The 19484-nt window shown below is 71.2% G+C and carries 17 protein-coding genes and 1 pseudogene; 5 read left to right on the top strand and 13 right to left on the bottom strand.

Translation table 11 applies throughout. From position 1 onward, the window contains the following. The first annotated feature begins 27 nt into the window (after positions 1 to 27). Both ABKA17_RS06885 and ABKA17_RS06880 read left to right on the top strand, forming a co-directional pair. A complete protein-coding gene (locus ABKA17_RS06885) occupies positions 28 to 1062 on the top strand; it encodes a LacI family DNA-binding transcriptional regulator (protein ID WP_353690970.1) in 1035 nt (344 codons plus the stop codon). A 48-nt stretch (positions 1063 to 1110) separates the two neighbouring features. Continuing rightward, positions 1111 to 2289: a 4-hydroxybenzoate 3-monooxygenase gene (locus ABKA17_RS06880; RefSeq protein ID WP_353690969.1), complete on the top strand. Its 1179-nt coding sequence runs from the start codon at positions 1111 to 1113 to the stop codon at positions 2287 to 2289. A 25-nt stretch (positions 2290 to 2314) separates the two neighbouring features. Here ABKA17_RS06880 and trxA read toward each other — a convergent pair whose 3' ends face one another. Beyond that, positions 2315 to 2701: a thioredoxin gene (gene trxA, locus ABKA17_RS06875; protein WP_353690968.1), complete on the bottom strand. Its 387-nt coding sequence runs from the start codon at positions 2699 to 2701 to the stop codon at positions 2315 to 2317. Between the two features lie 121 nt (positions 2702 to 2822). On the opposite strand from trxA, the gene ABKA17_RS06870 reads away from it, so the two are divergent. Then, a complete protein-coding gene (locus ABKA17_RS06870) occupies positions 2823 to 4250 on the top strand; it encodes a dihydrolipoyl dehydrogenase family protein (RefSeq protein ID WP_353690967.1) in 1428 nt (475 codons plus the stop codon). 12 nt (positions 4251 to 4262) lie between these two features. On the opposite strand, the gene ABKA17_RS06865 is transcribed toward ABKA17_RS06870, so the two are convergent. Both ABKA17_RS06865 and ABKA17_RS06860 read right to left on the bottom strand, forming a co-directional pair. Next, positions 4263 to 5849, bottom strand: coding sequence for an ABC-F family ATP-binding cassette domain-containing protein (locus ABKA17_RS06865; RefSeq protein WP_353690966.1), 1587 nt, complete (start codon positions 5847 to 5849; stop codon positions 4263 to 4265). A 148-nt stretch (positions 5850 to 5997) separates the two neighbouring features. Further along, entirely contained in the window at positions 5998 to 6648 is a 651-nt protein-coding gene (locus tag ABKA17_RS06860) for a peptide deformylase (protein ID WP_353690965.1), read from the bottom strand. Positions 6649 to 6787: 139 nt separating this feature from the next. Between ABKA17_RS06860 and ABKA17_RS06855 the strand changes: the two genes are divergently transcribed. Beyond that, positions 6788 to 8185 carry a PepSY-associated TM helix domain-containing protein gene (locus ABKA17_RS06855; RefSeq protein WP_353690964.1) on the top strand — a complete coding sequence of 466 codons (1398 nt, stop codon included), beginning with the start codon at positions 6788 to 6790 and terminating at the stop codon, positions 8183 to 8185. A gap of 57 nt (positions 8186 to 8242) precedes the next feature. On the opposite strand, the gene ABKA17_RS06850 is transcribed toward ABKA17_RS06855, so the two are convergent. The 3 genes from ABKA17_RS06850 to ABKA17_RS06840 are packed head-to-tail and all read right to left on the bottom strand — an operon-like array spanning position 8243 to position 9586. Beyond that, positions 8243 to 8590, bottom strand: coding sequence for a tetratricopeptide repeat protein (locus ABKA17_RS06850; protein WP_353690963.1), 348 nt, complete (start codon positions 8588 to 8590; stop codon positions 8243 to 8245). Positions 8591 to 8639: 49 nt separating this feature from the next. Next, positions 8640 to 9098, bottom strand: a complete 459-nt coding sequence (locus ABKA17_RS06845) for a winged helix DNA-binding protein (RefSeq protein ID WP_353690962.1) — start codon at positions 9096 to 9098, stop codon at positions 8640 to 8642. After that, positions 9095 to 9586: a MarR family winged helix-turn-helix transcriptional regulator gene (locus ABKA17_RS06840; RefSeq protein WP_353690961.1), complete on the bottom strand. Its 492-nt coding sequence runs from the start codon at positions 9584 to 9586 to the stop codon at positions 9095 to 9097. Before ABKA17_RS06840 ends, ABKA17_RS06845 begins: the two co-directional genes overlap by 4 nt. Positions 9587 to 9698: 112 nt before the next feature. Between ABKA17_RS06840 and ABKA17_RS06835 the strand changes: the two genes are divergently transcribed. Next, positions 9699 to 10664 carry a pirin family protein gene (locus ABKA17_RS06835; RefSeq protein ID WP_353690960.1) on the top strand — a complete coding sequence of 322 codons (966 nt, stop codon included), beginning with the start codon at positions 9699 to 9701 and terminating at the stop codon, positions 10662 to 10664. Between the two features lie 35 nt (positions 10665 to 10699). On the opposite strand, the gene ABKA17_RS06830 is transcribed toward ABKA17_RS06835, so the two are convergent. The 7 genes and pseudogenes from ABKA17_RS06830 to ABKA17_RS06800 form a co-directional block, all read right to left on the bottom strand. Beyond that, a complete protein-coding gene (locus tag ABKA17_RS06830) occupies positions 10700 to 13249 on the bottom strand; it encodes a DUF4118 domain-containing protein (protein ID WP_353690959.1) in 2550 nt (849 codons plus the stop codon). Between the two features lie 2 nt (positions 13250 to 13251). After that, a complete protein-coding gene (locus ABKA17_RS06825) occupies positions 13252 to 13935 on the bottom strand; it encodes a response regulator (protein WP_353690958.1) in 684 nt (227 codons plus the stop codon). Positions 13936 to 14028: 93 nt separating this feature from the next. After that, positions 14029 to 14661, bottom strand: a complete 633-nt coding sequence (locus ABKA17_RS06820; RefSeq protein WP_353690957.1) for a potassium-transporting ATPase subunit C — start codon at positions 14659 to 14661, stop codon at positions 14029 to 14031. A gap of 25 nt (positions 14662 to 14686) precedes the next feature. Further along, a complete protein-coding gene (gene kdpB, locus ABKA17_RS06815) occupies positions 14687 to 16783 on the bottom strand; it encodes a potassium-transporting ATPase subunit KdpB (RefSeq protein WP_353690956.1) in 2097 nt (698 codons plus the stop codon). 38 nt (positions 16784 to 16821) lie between these two features. After that, positions 16822 to 18486 (bottom strand): potassium-transporting ATPase subunit KdpA, encoded by a 1665-nt coding sequence (gene kdpA, locus ABKA17_RS06810; RefSeq protein ID WP_353690955.1) that lies wholly within the window; start codon positions 18484 to 18486, stop codon positions 16822 to 16824. 8 nt (positions 18487 to 18494) lie between these two features. Further along, entirely contained in the window at positions 18495 to 18584 is a 90-nt protein-coding gene (gene kdpF, locus ABKA17_RS06805) for a K(+)-transporting ATPase subunit F (RefSeq protein ID WP_009326374.1), read from the bottom strand. Between the two features lie 235 nt (positions 18585 to 18819). Further along, a pseudogene (locus ABKA17_RS06800) lies at positions 18820 to 19336 on the bottom strand (hypothetical protein); the annotation flags it as partial. Positions 19337 to 19484: the final 148 nt, after the last annotated feature.

The raw sequence follows: 19484 nt of genomic DNA, 5'->3' as shown, positions 1-19484 counted from the left end.
ACAGGTTCTGCAAAGATGCGTGGGGTCATGGTGCAGATACCGAAAACGCCCGCCCCCGCGTCGCCCGCACCGCGCTCCGTGCCCACGAGCGCCGATGTGGCCCGCCTGGCCGGCGTCTCGCGCGCGACCGTCTCCTACGTCCTCAACAACACCAGCGCCGTCCGGATCAGCGAGCCCACCCGCCGCCGGGTCCACGAGGCCGCCAAGGAACTCGGGTACGTGCCCCACGCGGCCGCCCGCAGTCTGCGCGCCGGACACAGCCGCCTGGTCCTGATGCCCGCCCCGACCATCCCCGTGGGCCGGCTCTACGGACAGTTCATCAACGAACTCCAGTGGGCCCTCAGCCGCCTCGACTACACCGTCGTCCAGCACGGCAGCGTCGGCCTGCAGGGCGACGAGGCCGCCCGCGCCTGGGCCGAACTGCGCCCGGTCGCCGTCCTGGTGCCCGGCGCCGGGCTCGGACCGCAGGGCGTCGCGGTCCTCAAGCGCTCCGGCGCCCGCGCCGTCCTCACCCTCGGCCCCGAGTCCGTCGAGGGTGCCCACGCGCTGCTCATGGACCACGAGGCCGTCGGCCACCGCGCAGGCACCCACCTCTACGAGCGTGGCCGGCGCCGCATCGGCGTGGTCGTCCCCGAGGAACCGGGCCTGGAGGGCTTCTCCCTGCCCCGGCTGGCAGGCGTGCGCAACGCCCTGCACGGCACCGACGCCGGCATGACCCACCTCCCGCTCGCCTACACCGAGGAGGCCGCGGCCCGCCTCGCCGCCCGCTGGCGCGAGCTCGGCCTCGACGCCGTGTTCGCGTACAACGACGAGTACGCGATGCTGCTGATGCGCGCCCTCCAGGACCAGGGCATCGACGTACCCGGCGAGACCGCCGTGATCGGCGCCGACGACCTGATGCTCGGCCGGCTGCTGCGGCCCCGCCTCAGCACGGTCCGTCTCGAACTGCCCTCCGGCCGCGACCTCGCCGAACTCGTCGACCGCGCGGTGCGCAACCCCGGCGCCGCGCCCGAGACGCACAAGGTGCTGGGAGCCACGGTGGTGCACCGCGAGTCCAGCTGAGAGCCTGAGGGCCGGGCTGTCACCCAGGGGACCCAGGGGAGGCGTGCGATGCGCACGACGGTCGGCATCATCGGCGGCGGACCCGCCGGACTGCTCCTCGCCCGCCTGCTGCACCGCGCGGGAATCGACTGCGTCGTCCTGGAGGCCAGGACACGGGAGTACGTCGAACAGCGCCAGCGCGCCGGAATGCTGGAGCAGGGCACGGTCGACGCCCTGCGCGAGTGCGGCGCGGCCGACCGCCTGGACCGGGAGGGCCTGGTCCACCAGGGCATCGAGCTGCGCTTCGACCGGCAGCGCCACCACATCGACTTCCCGGCCCTCACCGGCGGCCGCACCGTCACCATCTACGCCCAGACCGAGATCGTGAAAGACCTCGTGGCCCTCCAACTCGCGGACGGGCCACCGCTGTTGTTCGAGGCCGAGGCACTCGCCATCGAGAATCCGCAGACCCGGACACCGGTCGTACGGTTCGTGCACGAGGGGCGCGAGCAGACACTGAACTGCGACTGGGTGATCGGCTGCGACGGCTTCCACGGCATCTCCCGCGACACCGTCCCGGCCGCGATCAGCCGCAGTCACGAGCACGGCTACCCGTACTCCTGGCTCGGGATCCTCGCCGACGTCGCCCCGTCCTGCGACGAGTTGATCTACGCCCGCGGCGAGCGCGGCTTCGCCCTGCACAGCATGCGCTCGCCGCGCGTGTCACGCCTGTACCTCCAGGTACCCAACGGCACCGATCCGGACGACTGGCCCGAGGAACGAATCTGGGACGAACTCGCCGCCCGCTTCGCCATCGACGCCGACTGGACCCTCGGCCGCGGCCCCATCACCGCCAAGTCCGTGACCCCGCTGCGCAGTTACGTCCACGAACCGATGCGTCACGGCCGCCTCCTGCTCGCCGGCGACGCCGCCCACATCGTCCCGCCGACCGGCGCCAAGGGCCTCAACCTCGCCGTCTCCGACGTACGCCTCCTCGGCCGCGCCTTCGCCGAGCTGCACCGCACCGGCTCCGAGCGACTCCTGGACACCTACTCGCAATCGAGCCTCGCCCGCGTCTGGCAGGCGACCCGCTTCTCCTACGACATGACGACGATGCTGCACACCCGACCCGACGCCGACCCCTTCGAGGACCGGCTCCAACTCGCCCGGCTGCGCCGGATCACCGCGTCCCGGCACGCCGCAGCCGAACTGGCCGCCAACTACACGGGACTTCCCCTGGAGCGGTGAACCACGCAGGGGAAGTCCCGTACGCCTACTGGCCGTTCTGCTCGGCCTGGGCCTGCTGCTCGGCGACCGACTTGCGGACCTCGTCCATGTCCAGCTTCCGGGCCTGTCCGATCACATCCGTCAGCGCGGCCTCCGGCAGCGCGCCCGGCTGGGCGAAGACGGCCACCCGGTCACGGACGATCATCAGCGTGGGAATCGACTGGATCCCGAAGGCCGCCGCCAGCTCCGGCTGAGCCTCGGTGTCCACCTTCCCGAAGACCAGGTCCGGGTTCTCCTCGGCGGCCTTGTCGTACACCGGCGCGAACTGACGGCACGGCCCGCACCAGGACGCCCAGAAGTCGATCAGCACGAACTCGTTGTCCGTGACCGTCTGGTCGAAGTTCTCCTTGGTGAGCTCCACGGTCTTGCTCATGGCGTGAATCCCTCTTCCTGATGTAGGGGCGAAGCCGTCGTCGCAAACACGGCAGGCCGAGTAGGTATTCCGCGCGCGTACCCATGTGGCCTGAGCGCACACCACCCACCAGACTGACCCCATGACGGAAACGGAATCCATCGCGCACACCACCTACGACGTAGTGGTTCTCGGTGCCGGACCCGTGGGGGAGAACGTCGCCGACCGCACCCGTGCGGCCGGCCTCTCCACCGCGGTCGTGGAGAGCGAACTGGTCGGCGGCGAATGCTCCTACTGGGCCTGTATGCCCAGCAAGGCCCTGCTGCGCCCGGTCATCGCCCAGTCCGACGCCCGCCGCCTGCCCGGTCTCGCCCCCGCCGTACAGGGCCCCCTCGACACCGCAGCGGTCCTCGCCCGCCGCGACGAGTTCACCTCCCACTGGAAGGACGACGGCCAGGTCCGGTGGATCGAGTCCATCGGCGCCGACCTCCACCGCGGCCACGGCCGCCTCACCGGTCCACGCGAGGTCACCGTGGGCGACAAGGTCCTCACCGCCCGGCACGCCGTCGCCGTCTGCACCGGCACCCGAGCCGTCCTGCCCGACCTCCCCGGACTCGACGAGGTCAGGCCCTGGACCAGCAGGGAGGCCACCAGCGCCAAGGCCGCCCCCGGCCGCCTGGTCGTGGTCGGCGGCGGGGTCGTCGCCACCGAGATGGCCTGCGCCTGGCAGGCCCTCGGCTCCCGGGTCACCCTCCTGGTCCGCGGCAAGGGCCTGCTGAACCGCATGGAGCCCTTCGCCGGCGAGCTGATCCACGAGGCTCTCACCGAGGCGGGCGCCGACGTCCGCACCGGCACCTCGGTCGCCTCGGTGACCCGGGAGAACGGCACCGTCGTGGTCGTCACCGACGCCGGCGACCGCATCGAGGCCGACGAGATCCTCTTCGCCACCGGCCGCGCCCCGCGCACCGACGACATCGGCCTGGACACCCTCGGCCTCGAGCCCGGCTCCTGGCTGGAGGTCGACGACAGTCTCCGCGTCACCGGCAGCGACTGGCTCTACGCCGTCGGCGACGTCAACCACCGCGCCCTCCTCACCCACCAGGGCAAGTACCAGGCCCGGATCGCGGGCGCCGCCATCGCCGCCCGCGCCTCCGGCGTCCCCCTGCTGGAGACCGACCCCTGGGGCGCGCACGCCGCGACCGCCGACCACTCCGCCGTACCCCAGGTCGTCTTCACCGACCCGGAGGCGGCCGCCGTCGGCCTCTCCCTGGCCGAGGCCGAACAGGCCGGCCGCCGGGTCCGCGCCGTCGACTACGACCTCGGCAACGTCTCCGGGGCGAGCCTGTACGGCGAGGGCTACCGCGGCCGCGCCCGGATGGTCGTCGACCTGGAGCGCGAGATCCTCCTCGGCGTCACCTTCGTCGGACCCGGCGTCGGCGAACTCATCCACTCCGCCACCGTCGCCGTCGCCGGAGAGGTACCGATCAGCAGGCTCTGGCACGCCGTGCCGTCCTACCCGACGATCAGCGAGGTGTGGCTGCGGCTGCTGGAGAGCTACCGCGACAACTGAGGCCTGCGGTGGTCAGGCGGGCGTGAGCAGCTCCAGGTAGTCCTCGTGCCACAGGTCCTCCTCGGACTCCGGGAGCAGCAGGACACGGTCCGGGCGCAGTGCCTCGACGGCGTGGTCGTCGTGGGTGACCATGACGATCGCGCCCGGATAGGTGCCCACCGCGGCCAGCACCTCGGCACGGGAGGCCGGATCGAGGTGGTTGGTGGGCTCGTCCAGGAGCAGCACGTTGGCACCGGAGTGCACCAGGCCGGCCAGCGCGAGCCGGGTCTTCTCGCCGCCGGACAGCACGCCGACCGGCTTGTGGACGTCGTCCCCGGTGAACAGGAACGAGCCCAGCACACGCCGGAGTTCACCGTCCGTCAGGTGCGGGACGGTGGCCGCCAGGTGCGCGCCGACCGTCGACTCCCGGTCCAGGGTGTCGTGTTCCTGCGCGAAGTAGCCGAGCCGCAGTCCGTGCCCGTGCACGACCCGGCCGCCGTCTGGAGTCTCCCGGCCCGCCAGCAGCCGCAACAGGGTCGTCTTCCCGGCGCCGTTGGGACCGAGCACGACCAGACGGCTGCCCCGCTCGACGGCCAGATCCACGCCCGGAAGGACGCGCCGGTCGCCGTAGGACTTCGTCAGGCTGATCGTGGCCAGCGGGATCCTGCCGCACGGCGCCGGCTCGGGGAGCCGGATCCGGGCCACCTTGTCGGCGCGCCGCTCCGGCTCCAGGTCGTCGAGCAGCCGGTCGGCGCGCCGGGCCATGTTCTTCGCGGCCGTCGCCGTCGCCACCCGGGCCCGCATCCGGTCGGCCTGCGCGTGCAGCGACGCCGCCTTCCGCTCGGCGCCCGCCCGCTCCCGGGTACGGCGCCGCTCGTCGGCCTCGCGCTGGGCGAGGTAGGCGTGCCAGCCGGTGTTGTGGACGTCGATGGTGGCGCGGTGGGCGTCCAGGTGGAAGACCCGGTTGACGGTGTCGGCCAGCAGGGACGTGTCGTGGCTGATGAGGACCAGGCCGCCGCGGAGGTTCGCCAGGAAGGCGCGCAGCCAGCCGGTCGAGGCCGCGTCCAGGTGGTTCGTCGGCTCGTCCAGCAACAGTGTGCCGTGGTCCGCGAAGAGGATCCGGGCCAGCTCGACACGCCTGCGCTGGCCACCCGACAGAGCCCCGACCGGCTGGTCCAGCAGACGCGTCGGCAGACCGACGCCGGCCGCGATCCGCGCCGCCTCGGCCTCCGCGCCGTACCCGCCACAGGCCTGGAACTCCGCCTCGGCACGCGCGTAGGCGGCCATGGCGCGCTCGGTGCCGTCGGCCATCGCCGCCTCCGCACCGCGCAGCGCGCGCACCGCCCGGTCGAGGCCGCGCGCCGACAGGACGCGGTCGGTGACGGTGACCGCCGGATCGGCCGCGCGGGAGTCCTGCGGGAGGTGGCCCACCTCGCCGGTCCGGGTGACGGTCCCGGCGGCGGGACGCAGCGTGCCCGCGAGGGTGTGCAGCAGGGTGGTCTTTCCGGCGCCGTTGCGGCCCACCAGGCCGATGCGGTCGCCGGGGGAGACGTGGAAGGAGAGGTCGGACAGCAGCAGGCGCGCGCCGACGCGCACGTCGACACCACGAACGGTGATCATGAGAAAACGCTCCGAATGAGAATTCCGGACAGGGATCCGGACCAGCGAGAGGGCACACGGGTGACGTGGAAGCCGGTCCTCAGCTAGGAAATTCGGGGCGTTGACATACGGCCAAGGTAGTGGAGGCGCCCCGGTCGGCGCCTGCGAATTACGGCCGGGGCAGTTCGAAGCCCAGGGACTCGGCGGCCGCCTCGGGGGTCGGCTGCGCCCACCGCTCGGCCATCGCCCGGCCCGACGACAGCGACCGCAGCTCCGCCCGGTCGAGATAGAGCGTGCCGTCGAGGTGGTCGGTCTCGTGCTGCACGATGCGCGCCGGCCAGCCGGAGAACACCTCGTCCACCGCGCGCCCGTGCTCGTCCTCGCAGGTCAGCCGCACCTCGGTCGGCCGGGCCACGACCGCCTGCCAGCCCGGCACGCTCAGACAGCCCTCGAAGAACCCGGCGCGCGCGGCACCCACGGGCTCGTACGACGGATTGACCAGGACCCGGAACGGCAGCGGGACCCGGCCGCGGGCCAGCCGGATCTCGTCCGGCACCGGCGCCGGGTCCTCGATCACCGCGATCCGCACACCCACGCCGACCTGCGGCGCCGCCAGGCCCACGCCCGGCGCCGCGTGCATGGTGACGCGCAGCGCCTCGACGAACCGGGCCAGCAGCGCGGAGTCCAGTTGTCCCTCGAACCGCTCGGTGCCGCGCCGCAGCACCGGCTCGCCGGCCGCGACGATCGGCAGCGGTCCGTCGACCGCCAGGAGTTCCTCGACCTGTTCGGCAAGGGACGCGTGATGACGGGGAGTTGCCATCGCGTCAGGATGCCACGTCCCCCTGCCCACCCTGATGTGACGCAGGTCACTCGAAGCTCCGGGAACTCGGACGCCTCTTCCCCCGACTACTGGACCGGTACCGCCGAGAACCGTCCCCTGCCCCGGAGAAGAACCGCCGATGACCTCCGCTCTCACGACGACCACGGACGAGGCCCCGAAAGCCGCCGATCCGACGCCGTCACGCAGCAGTTGGGCGCCACTGCGCCCGCTGGTGCTGCGCCTGCACTTCTACGCCGGGCTGTTCGTCGCGCCGTTCCTGCTCGTGGCCGCCTGCACCGGACTGCTCTACGCCGCCTCCTTCCAGGCCGAGAAGATCATCTACGCCGACGAGATGACGGTCTCCGAGGTCGGCGCGACCAAGCTCCCCATATCCGAGCAGGTCGACGCCGCCCGCAAGGCCCACCCCGAGGGTGCCGTCGCCGCCGTCCGTCCCTCCCCGGCGGACGACGCGACCACCCGCGTGCTGCTCTCCGGCGTCAAGGGCGTCGACGCCGACCACACCCTCGCCGTCTTCGTCGACCCCTACACCGCGAAGGTGGAAGGCGCCCTCGAACAGTACGGATCGACCGGGGCGCTGCCGCTGCGCACCTGGATCTCGGAGCTCCACCGCAATCTGCACCTCGGCGAGACCGGCCGCCTCTACAGCGAGTTCGCGGCGAGCTGGCTGTGGGTGATCGCGAGCGCCGGTCTGCTGCTGTGGTTCACCCGCCGCCGGGCCCAGCGCAAACTGCGCGGCACCAGCGGACGGCGCCGCACCCTCGGCCTGCACGGCACGGTCGGCGCCTGGGCCGCCGCCGGGTTCCTCTTCCTGTCGGCGACCGGTCTGACCTGGTCGACCTACGCCGGTGCCAACGTCGACGTCCTGCGCACCAACCTGGGCCAGTCCACCCCCTCGATCTCCGCGGCCGCGGGCGGCGACCACTCCGGGCACGGCGCCGCCACCTCGGCGGGGGACGCGGAGCACGGCGTAGGCCTCGACAAGATCCTCGCGGCGGCGCGGTCCGAGGGGCTCGGCGACCCGGTCGAGATCGTCCCGCCCGCGGACGCCTCGTCGACGTACGTCGTGAAGCAGGTGCAGCGCAGCTGGCCCGAGAAGCAGGACGCGGTGGCGATCGACCCCACCACCGGGGAGGTCACCGACGTGCTGCGGTTCGCCGACTACCCGGTCCTCGCCAAGCTGACCCGCTGGGGCATCGACCTGCACACCGGCGTCCTGTTCGGGCTGGTCAACCAGATCGCCCTGATGCTGCTCGCGCTCTCCCTGATCCTGCTCATCGTGTGGGGCTACCGGATGTGGTGGCAGCGCGGCCGCGGCTCCGCGTTCGGTCGCCCGATTCCGCGCGGTGCCTGGCAGAAGGTGCCCCCGCAGATCCTGCTGCCGTGCGTGGCGGCCGTCGCGGTCCTCGGCTACTTCGTCCCGCTGCTCGGCATCCCGCTGGCCGCGTTCGTCGTCCTGGACGTGGTGCTCGGCGAGATCGGCCACCGCAGGCGCGAGCGCGCCGGCGCGGCGACCTGACCGTACGACAGAGCGGGGGCCCGGTTCCGTCACGGAACCGGGCCCCCGCCGTGCTTCTCAGAGCGTGTCGAAGTCGCCCGCCAGCGCGGAGGCGAGGCGGATGTGCGGCTCGGCCTCCTGGTGCCGCCCCTGCCGCTCCAGGGTGCGGCCCAGCATCAGCCGGGCGTACTGCTCCACCGGGTCGCGCTCCACGATGATGCGCAACTCGCTCTCCGCGCGGCGCAGTTGGGCCGAGTGGTAGTAGGAGCGCGCCAGCAGCAGCCGCGGTCCGGTCTGCTCCGGCACCTCCTCGACCAGTCCGTCCAGGACGCGCGCGGCAGCGGTGTAGTCCTTGGCGTCGAAGAACATCAGCGCGCGCTCCCAGCGCTCCGCCGGCGTTCCGTGGTCGTAGTACGTCATGTCCACTCTGACCTCCTTCGACGCCGTCAACGAAGGGTGGTGATTGAATATTCCACTACTTCGCGGGGGTGGTGAGGGCCTTGAGCTCGGCGTCGGCCCGCTCGGCGATCAGGGTCAGCACCCGTCCGGCGGCGGCCAGGTCCTCCGTCGGGATGCCGGCGTAGATCCGGGCGGTGATGGGGGCGGTCTCGGCGGACGTCCGGTCGTACAGCTCCCGCCCGGCGTCCGTCATCCGTACCCGGGACGGCTCCTGCGGGGCCAGCAGCTCCGCGGCGATCAGCTCGTCGACCACGGAGTGGGCCTCCGTGGCGTCGATCTTGAGCGCGCCGGTGACGCTGTCGACCAGGTCGTCCCGCCGGATCGGCCCGTCGGCGACGGCGACGGGCCGGAGGGTGACGGACTGCTGAAACGTCACGCCGTGGCGGGCCAGCACCTGTTCCAGAACCGCCCGGGCGGCGTAGTGGGCCAGGGCTATGGTCCGCGGGTTGACCAGGGGAGGAGTGGTGGTGGTCATGGCTGCTCCTTGTCGGGCTCGCCGGTGGCGGCGAGCGGGTCGAGAGGTGCGTCGAGGAGGGTCGCGAGCTCATGGCTGAACTCCCGGGTGCGCGCGCTGTCGAGCCCGCCGAGCGGTGCCAGCAACTGCTCCAGCAGTCCCTGGACGACCCGGATGGCCTCCCGCGCCGCGTCGCGGCCAGGCTCGGTGAGGGCCAGCTGTACGGCACGCGGGTCGCGCGGATCGCGGGTGCGCTCCAGCAGGCCGGCGGCTTCCAGGGCGCGCGCCAGCTTGGACACGTAGAGCGGCTCGAGCCCGGTGTGGTCGGCCAGGCGCCGCTGGCTGGGGCGTTCGCCGTCGCGCTGCATGCCGTACAGGGACGCCACCAGTGAGTACTGCGCGTGGGTGAGGTCCAGTGGGGCCAGTGCGCGGTCCACCGCCGTCCGCCACTTCATCGACAGTCGCCACACCAGGAAACCGGGTGTCGCCTTCTCGGAACCCTTGCTCATGCCAGATACCGTACATGGCTACTATGTACATGGCTACTATTTTCCGGGTCTCCTCAGGACAGCCCCGGTGACGGACTGACGGGACCCCTCCGACGGGTCTAGGTTGGGCGGCATGAGCAATCTTGATCGCGAGGCGGCTCCCGCCCTCTGCGGCGGCCGCGGCTTCGTGGTGGCGGAACCCGTTCGTGAACTCCTCAGCCCGCGCACCGTCAAGCTCGGCGAAGCCACCGAGGTCCGCCGGCTGCTGCCCAACCTGGGGCGCCGCATGGTCGGCGCCTGGTGCTTCGTCGATCACTACGGCCCCGACGACATCGCCGACGAGCCCGGCATGCAGGTGCCGCCGCACCCGCACATGGGCCTCCAGACGGTCAGCTGGCTGCACCAGGGCGAGGTGCTGCACCGCGACTCCACCGGCAGCCTCCAGACGATCCGCCCGCGCGAGCTGGGCCTCATGACCTCCGGACGGGCCATCAGCCACTCCGAGGAGAGCCCGAAGTCGCACGCCCGCTTCCTGCACGGCGCCCAGCTGTGGGTCGCCCTCCCCGACAGCGACCGCCACACCGACCCGCGCTTCGAGCACCACGCCGAGCTTCCGGTCGTCACGGCGCCCGGTCTCACCGCCACGCTGATCCTCGGCGACCTCGACGGCGCGACCTCGCCCGGAACGACATACACCCCGATCGTCGGCGCCGACCTGACCCTCGCCGCCGGCGCGGACGTCCGGCTCCCCGTGCAGCCGGACTTCGAGTACGCCGTGCTGTCCATGTCCGGCGAGGCCCACGTCGACGGCGTCCCGGTCCTGCCCGGCTCCATGCTCTACCTCGGCTGCGGCCGCACCGAACTACCGCTGCGCGCCGCGTCGGACGCCTCCCTGATGCTCCTGGGCGGCGAGCCCTTCGAGGAGGAGCTGATCATGTTCTGGAACTGGATCGGACGGTCCCAGGAGGAGATCGTGCAGGCCCGCCAGGACTGGATGACAGGTTCCCGGTTCGGGGAGGTGAAGGGGTACGACGGTGCTCCGCTGGCCGCCCCGGAACTGCCGCCGGTGGCGCTGAAGCCGCGGGGGAGGGTGCGCTGAGCTGTGGGTAGGCCGAAGAGCCCGCCTGTCCGTGTCTAGGACGTCGTCGGCGTCGGCAGATCCGGTTCCGTCGGCGGGAGTTGGCTGGTCGCCCTCGGCAGGCTCAGTACCATCGTCAGGCCTCCGCCCGGGGTGTCCTCGGCGCGCAGGGTGCCGCCGAGGGCCTCGGTGAAGCCGCGGGCGACCGCGAGGCCGAGGCCGACTCCGGCGCCGCGCGGGGAGTCGCCGTAGCGCTGGAAGGGCTCGAAGATGCGGTCCTTGGCCTCGTCGGGGACACCCGGGCCGCGGTCCACGACCCGTACCTCGACGCGGTCGGCGAGGGCGCTCGCCGAGACCAGTACCGGGGCGCCCGCGGGGCTGTACTTCACCGCGTTCTCCACGACGTTGGCGACCGCCCGCTCCAGCAGGCCCCGGTCGACGGCGACCATCGGCAGGGTCTCCGGGATGTCGAGGCCGACGCTGTCCTCGGGAACCCCGCCGAGCGCCATCGGGATGACCTCGTCGACGTCGGTCTCCCGGATGATCGGCGTCACGGTGCCGGTCTGGAGGCGGGACATGTCGAGGAGGTTGCCGACGAGGGCGTCGAGGCGGTCGGCGCCGGCCTCGACAGCCTCCAGCAGCTCCGCCTGGTCCTCCGGCGACCACTCCACGTCGTCGGAGCGCAGGGAGGTGACCGCCGCCTTGATCCCGGCGAGCGGGGTGCGCAGGTCATGGCTGACGGCGGCGAGCAGGGCGGTGCGGATGCGGTCGCCCTCCGCGAGCTCCTTGGCCTCGTCCGCCTTCTGCTGAAGGCGCCGCCGGTCCAGGACGACGGCGGCCTGCGCGGCGAACGCGGCCAGCACCCGGCGATCCTCGGCGGGAAGCACCCGGCCGCTCAGCGCCAGCGTCATGTGGTCGCTCACCGACACGTCGACGTCGGCCTCCTCGGGGGCGGTGCACGGCCGCGGGCCCACGCTGCCGGCGCAGGTCCAGGGCGCCATGTCGCTCTCCCGTTCCAGTAGGGCCGCCGAGTCCATGCCGAACGTCTCGCGCACCCGCTCGAGCAGCGCCTCCAGACCGGTCTCGCCGCGCAGCACGTTCCCGGCGAGGAAGGAGAGGATCTCCGACTCGACCCTCAGCCGGGCGGCCTGGTGGGTGCGGCGGGCGGCGAGGTCCACGACGGACGCCACGGACACGGCCACCCCGACGAAGATCGCGATGGCGACGATGTTCTTCGGGTCGGCGATCGTGAGGGTGTGGACGGGCGGCGTGAAGTACCAGTTCAGCAGGAGGGATCCGGCCCCCGCCGAGGCCAGCGCCGGGAAGAGACCGCCGAGCAGGGCCGCCGCCACGGTCGCCGTCAGGAAGATCAGCATGTCGTTGGCGAGGCCCACGTCGGGGAAGACACCGTTCAGCAGCCAGGTCAGCAGGACGGGCCCGCCGAGACCCACCAGCCAGCCCCAGATCAGCCGGGACCGGCCGAGGAGACGGGCACCCCGGTTGACCGGGAGTCCACGCCCCTTGCCCGCCTCGTCGTGGGTGATGAGGTGGACGTCGAGGTCGGGCCCGGAGTCCCGGGCGACCGTGGCCCCGACGCCGGGGCCGAAGACGTACTGCCAGCCCTTGCGGCGGGAGACGCCGAGGACGATCTGGGTGGCGTTGACTCCCCGGGAGAAGTCGAGCAGCGCGGGCGGTATGTCGTCGCCGACGACCTGGTGGAAGGTGCCGCCGAGGTCCTCGACGAGGGTGCGCTGCACGGCCAGCTCCTTCGGGGAGGCGGAGGTCAGGCCGTCGCTGCGGGAGATGTACACGGCGAGCACCTCGCCGCCGGCGCCCTTCTCGGCGAGCCGGGCGGCCCGCCGTATCAGCGTCCGCCCCTCCGGACCGCCGGTCAGGCCGACCACGATCCGCTCGCGTGAACCCCAGATCGTCGACACCTGGTGCTCGCTGCGGTACTCGGTCAGGTAGGCGTCCACCCGGTCGGCGACCCACAGCAGCGCCAACTCCCGCAGGGCGGTGAGGTTTCCGGGCCGGAAATAGTTGGAGAGGGCCGCGTCGACCTTGTCCGGCTGGTAGATGTTGCCGTGTGCCATCCGGCGGCGCAGGGCCTGCGGGGACATGTCGACCAGCTCGATCTGGTCGGCGCGGCGCACCACCTCGTCCGGCACGGTCTCCCGCTGCCTCACACCCGTGATCGACTCGACGACGTCGCCCAGCGACTCCAGGTGCTGGATGTTCACCGTGGACACGACGTCGATCCCGGCGGCGAGCAACTCCTCCACGTCCTGCCAGCGCTTGTCGTTGCGCGAGCCGGGGACGTTGGTGTGGGCGAGCTCGTCGACCAGGGCCACGCCGGGGCGGCGCGCGAGGACCGCGTCGACGTCCATCTCCGTGAACACGGCGTCCCGGTAGTCCAGTTCCCGGCGCGGGATCTCCTCCAGGCCGTGCAGCATCACCTCGGTGCGCGGCCGGCGGTGGTGCTCGACGAAGGCGACCACGCAGTCGGTGCCCCGCTCCACACGGCGGTGCGCCTCGGACAGCATCGCGTAGGTCTTGCCGACGCCGGGAGCCGCGCCGAGATAGATGCGGAGCTTGCCGCGAGCCATGTTCACCCTTCGAAGCGGTAGCCCATGCCGGGCTCGGTGATGAGATAGCGGGGGTGCGCGGGGTCGGTCTCCAACTTGCGCCGCAGCTGGGCCATGTAGACCCGCAGGTAGTTGGTCTTGTTGCTCTGGGAGGCACCCCAGACCTCCTGGAGCAGCTGCTTCTGGGTGATCAGCCGTCCGGGGTGGGTTATCAGGATCTCCAGCAGATGCCACTCGGTGGGCGTGAGCCGTACGTCGCGCTCGCCCCGCCGCACCTTCTTGGCCAGCAGATCGACGGTGAACTCGGACGTCTCGACCAGCGTCGTCCCGGGAGCGAGCGGCATCTCCTCGGTGCGGCGCACGGCTGCCCTGAGCCGGGCGAGCAGTTCGTTCATGCTGAACGGCTTGGTGATGTAGTCGTCGGCCCCCGCGTCGAGCGCGGCCACCTTCTCCTCGGACGCCTGCCGGGCGGAGAGCACCAGGACCGGCACCCGGGTCCAGCCGCGCAGGCCCTTGAGGACGTCGACGCCGTCCATGTCGGGCAGCCCGAGGTCGAGCAGGACCACGTCGGGCCGGCGGGCGGCCGCGAGCCGGAGCGCGGTGGCGCCGTCGGGTGCCGCGTCGACCCCGTACCGGCGTGCCTGGAGATTGATGATGAGGGCCCGTACGAGCTGCGGGTCGTCCTCCACCACCAGCACCCGTGTCATGGGCGTGTGCCTTTCGTGTCATATGTGACGGTGGGAGCCGGCGGCACCGGGGTGTCCCGGACCGCCGGCTCCCTCGTGGGCCTCGTAACGCCGTCAGCCCTTGGCCGCGAGTTCCTTGAGCGCGATGTTGAGTTCGAGGACGTTCACCCGGGGCTCGCCGATGAAACCGAGGGTGCGGCCCTCGGTGTGTTCGTCGACCAGCTTTTGCACCTGGGTCACGGACAGGCCGTTCTTCTCGGCGACCCGGTGGACCTGGAGGTCGGCGTAGGCCGGGGAGATGTCCGGGTCGAGGCCGGAGCCGGAGGAGGTGACCGCGTCGGCGGGGACCTCGGAGGGCTTGACCTGGTAGCCGGCAATGGAGTTGTCCTTGACGACCTTGGCCTTGGCCTCCTTCACCCACTTGACGAGCTCGGCGTTGTCACCGGAGCGGTTGGTGGCGCCGGAGAGGATCAGCTTGTACCGGGTGTTGACCGAGTTCTCGCCCAGGCCGTTCGCCGGGCGCGGCTGGAAGTAGTCCAGGCTGTAGCCCTGTTGGCCGATCAGGGACGAGCCGACGACCTTGCCGTCCGCCTTGATCTCCGAGCCGTTCGCCTTGTTGTTGAACAGTGCCTGGGCCACGCCCGTGACCAGCAGCGGATAGATGACGCCCGTCACCAGGGTCAGCACCAGGAGCGCCCGTAGGCCGGCCCCGAGCAACCGGGCGGTGTTCGTAACGGAGTTGTTCATGACGGGTCAGCACGCTTTCGAGGAATTACAGCCCGGGGATGAGGGAGATGAGCAGGTCGATGAGCTTGATGCCGACGAAGGGCGCGATCAGCCCGCCGATGCCGTAGATCGTGAGGTTGCGGCGCAACATCTTGTCGGCGCTCACCGGCCGGTACTGCACACCCCGCAGGGACAGCGGCACCAGCGCGATGATGATCAGCGCGTTGAAGACGACGGCCGACAGGATCGCGGAGTCCGGCGAGGACAGGCCCATGATGTTGAGCCTGTCCAGACCCGGGTACACGGCCGCGAACAGCGCCGGGATGATCGCGAAGTACTTGGCGACGTCGTTGGCGATGGAGAACGTCGTCAACGCGCCCCGGGTGATGAGGAGTTGCTTGCCGATCTCGACGATCTCGATGAGCTTGGTCGGGTTGGAGTCGAGGTCGACCATGTTGCCGGCCTCCTTGGCGGCCGACGTGCCGGTGTTCATCGCAACGCCGACGTCCGCCTGGGCGAGGGCGGGTGCGTCGTTGGTGCCGTCACCGGTCATCGCGACGAGCTTGCCGCCGGCCTGCTCCCGCTTGATGAGGGCCATCTTGTCCTCGGGGGTGGCCTCGGCGAGGAAGTCGTCGACGCCCGCCTCCTCGGCGATCGCCTTGGCGGTCAGCGGGTTGTCGCCGGTGATCATGACGGTCTTGATGCCCATCCGGCGCAGTTCCTCGAACCGCTCCCGCATGCCCTCCTTGACGACGTCCTTGAGGTGGATGACGCCCAACACCCGGGCGCCGTCCGTGTCTTCGACGGCCACGAGCAGCGGGGTGCCGCCCGCTTCGGAGATGCGGTTCGCCGTCGTGTCCGCGTCCTCGGCGACCGTGCCGCCGCGCTCCTCGACCCAGGTGATGACCGACCCGGCCGCGCCCTTGCGGATCCTGCGCCCGTCGACGTCGACGCCGGACATCCGGGTCTGCGCGGTGAACTCGATCCACTCGGCACCGGTCAACTCGCCCTGGTGCCGCTCGCGCAGACCGTACTTCTCCTTCGCCAGTACGACGATGGAGCGGCCCTCGGGCGTCTCGTCGGCCAGCGACGAGAGCTGGGCGGCGTCGGCGACCTCGGCCTCCGTCACCCCGCTCACCGGGACGAACTCGGACGCCTGGCGGTTGCCGAGGGTGATGGTGCCGGTCTTGTCGAGCAGCAGCGTGGAGACGTCACCGGCGGCCTCGACCGCACGGCCCGACATCGCGAGCACGTTGCGCTGGACCAGCCGGTCCATGCCGGCGATGCCGATCGCGGAGAGCAGCGCGCCGATGGTCGTGGGAATCAGGCAGACCAGCAGCGCGACCAGCACGACCATCGTCAGGTGCGTCCCTGCGTAGTCCGCGAAGGGCGGCAGCGTGGCGACGGCGAGCAGGAAGACGATGGTCAGCGAGGCGAGCAGGATGTTCAGCGCGATCTCGTTGGGTGTCTTCTGCCGGGCCGCGCCCTCGACCAGGTTGATCATCCGGTCGATGAAGGTCTCGCCGGGCTTCGTCGTGATCTTGATGACGATCCGGTCGGACAGCACCTTCGTGCCGCCGGTGACGGCCGAGCGGTCGCCGCCGGACTCCCGGATGACCGGGGCCGACTCGCCGGTGATGGCCGACTCGTCGACGGAGGCGACGCCCTCGACGACGTCACCGTCGCCGGGGATGATGTCGCCGGCCTCGCACACGACCAGGTCGCCGATGGTCAGCTCGGTGCCCGGCACCTGCTCCTCACGGTCGCCGACGAGCCGGCGCGCCACCGTGTCGGTCTTGGCCTTGCGCAGGGTGTCGGCCTGCGCCTTGCCGCGGCCCTCGGCGACCGCCTCCGCCAGGTTGGCGAAGACCACGGTGAGCCAGAGCCAGACGCTGATGGTCCAGCCGAACCAGTCGCCCGGGTCCTTGAACGAGAAGAGGGTGGTGAGCAGGGAGCCGATCCACACGACGAACATGACGGGCGACTTGACCATCACCCGCGGGTCGAGCTTGCGGAAGGCGTCCGGCAGCGACTTGAGCAGCTGCTGGGGATCGAAGAGGCCCGCGCCGACACGGCCCTCGGGGGACTTGTGCCCGGTCGGTACGTCGCTGTGCGGCGCCCGGGTCGGAGTGGCTGTGGACATCTCTTCGCTTTCGTTGCGAGCGGTCCCGGTGGGAGGGGTCATGACGCCAGCCCCTCGGCCAGCGGGCCCAGGGCGAGGGCCGGGAAGTAGGTCAGTCCGGTGATGATGAGGATCGCGCCCACCAACAGGCCGGTGAACAGCGGCTTCTCGGTGCGCAGGGTGCCCGCGGTGACCGGCACCGGCCGCTGCTCGGCGAGCGAGCCGGCCAGCGCGAGCACGAACACCATGGGCAGGAACCGGCCGAGCGCCATGGCGATGCCGAGCGTGGTGTTGAACCACTGCGTGTCCGCGTTCAGCCCGGCGAAGGCCGAGCCGTTGTTGTTGGCGGCGGACGTGTAGGCGTAGAGGATCTCGGAGAAGCCGTGCGCCCCGCTGTTGGTCATCGAGTTGCCCGGCGTCGGCAGGGCCATCGCTGCCGCGCTCAGGATCAGGACCAGCGCCGGGGTGATGAGGATGTAGCAGGCGGCGAGCTTGATCTCGCGGGTGCCGATTTTCTTGCCGAGGTACTCGGGGGTGCGGCCGACCATCAGGCCGGCGATGAACACCGCGATGATCGCCATGATCAGCATGCCGTACAGGCCGGAGCCGGTACCGCCGGGCGCGATCTCGCCCAGCATCATGCCGAGCATGGTGATGCCGCCGCCGAGGCCGGTGAAGGAGGAGTGGAAGGAGTCCACCGCGCCGGTCGAGGTCAAGGTGGTGGAGACCGCGAAGATCGACGACCCGCCGACGCCGAAGCGGACCTCCTTGCCCTCGTACGCGCCGCCCGCGATGTCGAACGCCGGGCCGTGGTGGGCGAATTCGGTCCACATCATCAGGGCGACGAAACCGACCCAGATGGTCGCCATGGTCGCGAGGATCGCGTACCCCTGCTTCACGCTGCCGACCAGCACACCGAAGGTGCGGGTCAGCGCGAACGGGATGACCAGCAGCAGGAAGATCTCGAAGAGGTTGGTGAAGGGGGTGGGGTTCTCGAAGGGGTGGGCGGAGTTGGCGTTGAAGTAGCCGCCGCCGTTCGTCCCCAGCTCCTTGATCGCCTCCTGCGAGGCGACCGCGCCACCGTTCCACTGCTGCGAACCGCCCATGAACTGACCGACTTCATGAATGCCGGAGAAGTTCTGGAGGGCACCGCAGGCGACCAGCACGACCGCCGCGACGAACGCGCCCGGCAGCAGAATGCGGGTGACCCCGCGCACCATGTCGGTCCAGAAGTTGCCGAGTTCACCGCTCCGCGAGCGCGCGAAGCCCCGTACGAGCGCCACGGCGACCGCGATGCCGACGGCCGCGGAGACGAAGTTCTGCACGGCCAGACCGGCGGTCTGCACGACGTGGCCCATGGCCTGCTCGCCGTAGTACGACTGCCAGTTGGTGTTCGTCACGAACGAGACGGCGGTGTTGAACGCCTGGTCCGGATCGATCGACTTGAAGCCCAGCGAGCCGGGCAGCACACCCTGGAGCCGCTGGAGCAGATACAGGAAGAACACCCCGGCGGCCGAGAAGGCCAGCACGCCCCGCAGATACGCGGGCCAGCGCATCTCGGTGTCGGGATCGGCACCGATGCCCTTGTAGATCCACTTCTCGACGCGCCAGTGCTTGTCGGAGGAGTAGACCTTGGCCATGTAGTCGCCGAGGGGGATGTAGGCGAGGGCCAGCGCGCCGATCAGGGCGAGCAGCTGGAGGACGCCTGCGAGTACGGGTCCCATCGCGAGTCTCAGAACCTCTCCGGGAAGATCAGGGCGAGGACGAGATAGCCCAGCAGGGCGACGGCCACGACGAGGCCGACAACGTTCTCGGCGGTCACAGCTTGGTCACCCCCTTGGCGACCAGAGCCACCAGCGCGAACAGCGCGATCGTGGTGACGACGAAGGCCACATCGGCCATCGCGAACTCCTAGAGAGGTTCGAAAGAGAAGCGGACGATTAGAGGAAAGCGCCTGCGTGACCGGATCCGAGCGCCGTTGACGGGTCCCATACGGCGGCCCCCGCGGCTTTGACGGGACTCTTACGCCCCCGCCAGCCACCGGCCCGGAAACCGGCTCACATCAGCCGGAACCGCAGGCGGCAGATCACCGCATCCGCGCCGCACCGCGTGCGCGACGACGGCACCCCGTTGGTTCTGGAGCAACCGCTGCCACAGCCGCTCCGGCTCGGTCTCCGGGATCAGCACAGCCCGACCAGGGCCACACCCGGGTCCCACTCGGCCCCATCACGACGGACCGGTCGGGGTGCGGTGGCTCGGGGACGCGTCCGCGGCCGAGCCGTTCGCCGATCCGTTCGTAGGCGCGGTGGGCGGCGACGAAGGGTGCCACGAGCAGCGGCGGCGCGACGACGATCAGCCAGGCATCCGACGCGAACTTCTCCACCGTGACGACGACGGTCGAGACATCGTGAGCAGGGCCCCGAAGCCGACGAGGACGCCGGTGGCGAACTGCGGCGCCAGGGTGTTGGTGTCCCCGCCCGAGAAGGCGAGCAGCGCGGCGGATACGGTCGCCAGGGCGAGCACCCCGTGGCGGTGCACCTGACGTGCGGCCTTCAGGGCGAAGGCGTGCGGCAGGACGAGACGGCCAGGGCGGTGCTCGGGGGCGTCCTGACCTGGCCCTACGACTGGTGCGGTCGTGACGTGCTCCACCCGGTGGAGAGCTGCCCGCTCTACCATGGCGAGCGCTTGCGCGAACGGTCGGAACTGAAGGCGGCACGCATGG

The sequence above is a fragment of the Streptomyces sp. RG80 genome (genome assembly GCF_040446465.1).
Lineage (GTDB): Bacteria > Actinomycetota > Actinomycetes > Streptomycetales > Streptomycetaceae > Streptomyces.
The sequence above is the reverse complement of the archived record's forward strand: the minus strand, read 5'-3'. Positions and strand labels throughout refer to the sequence as shown.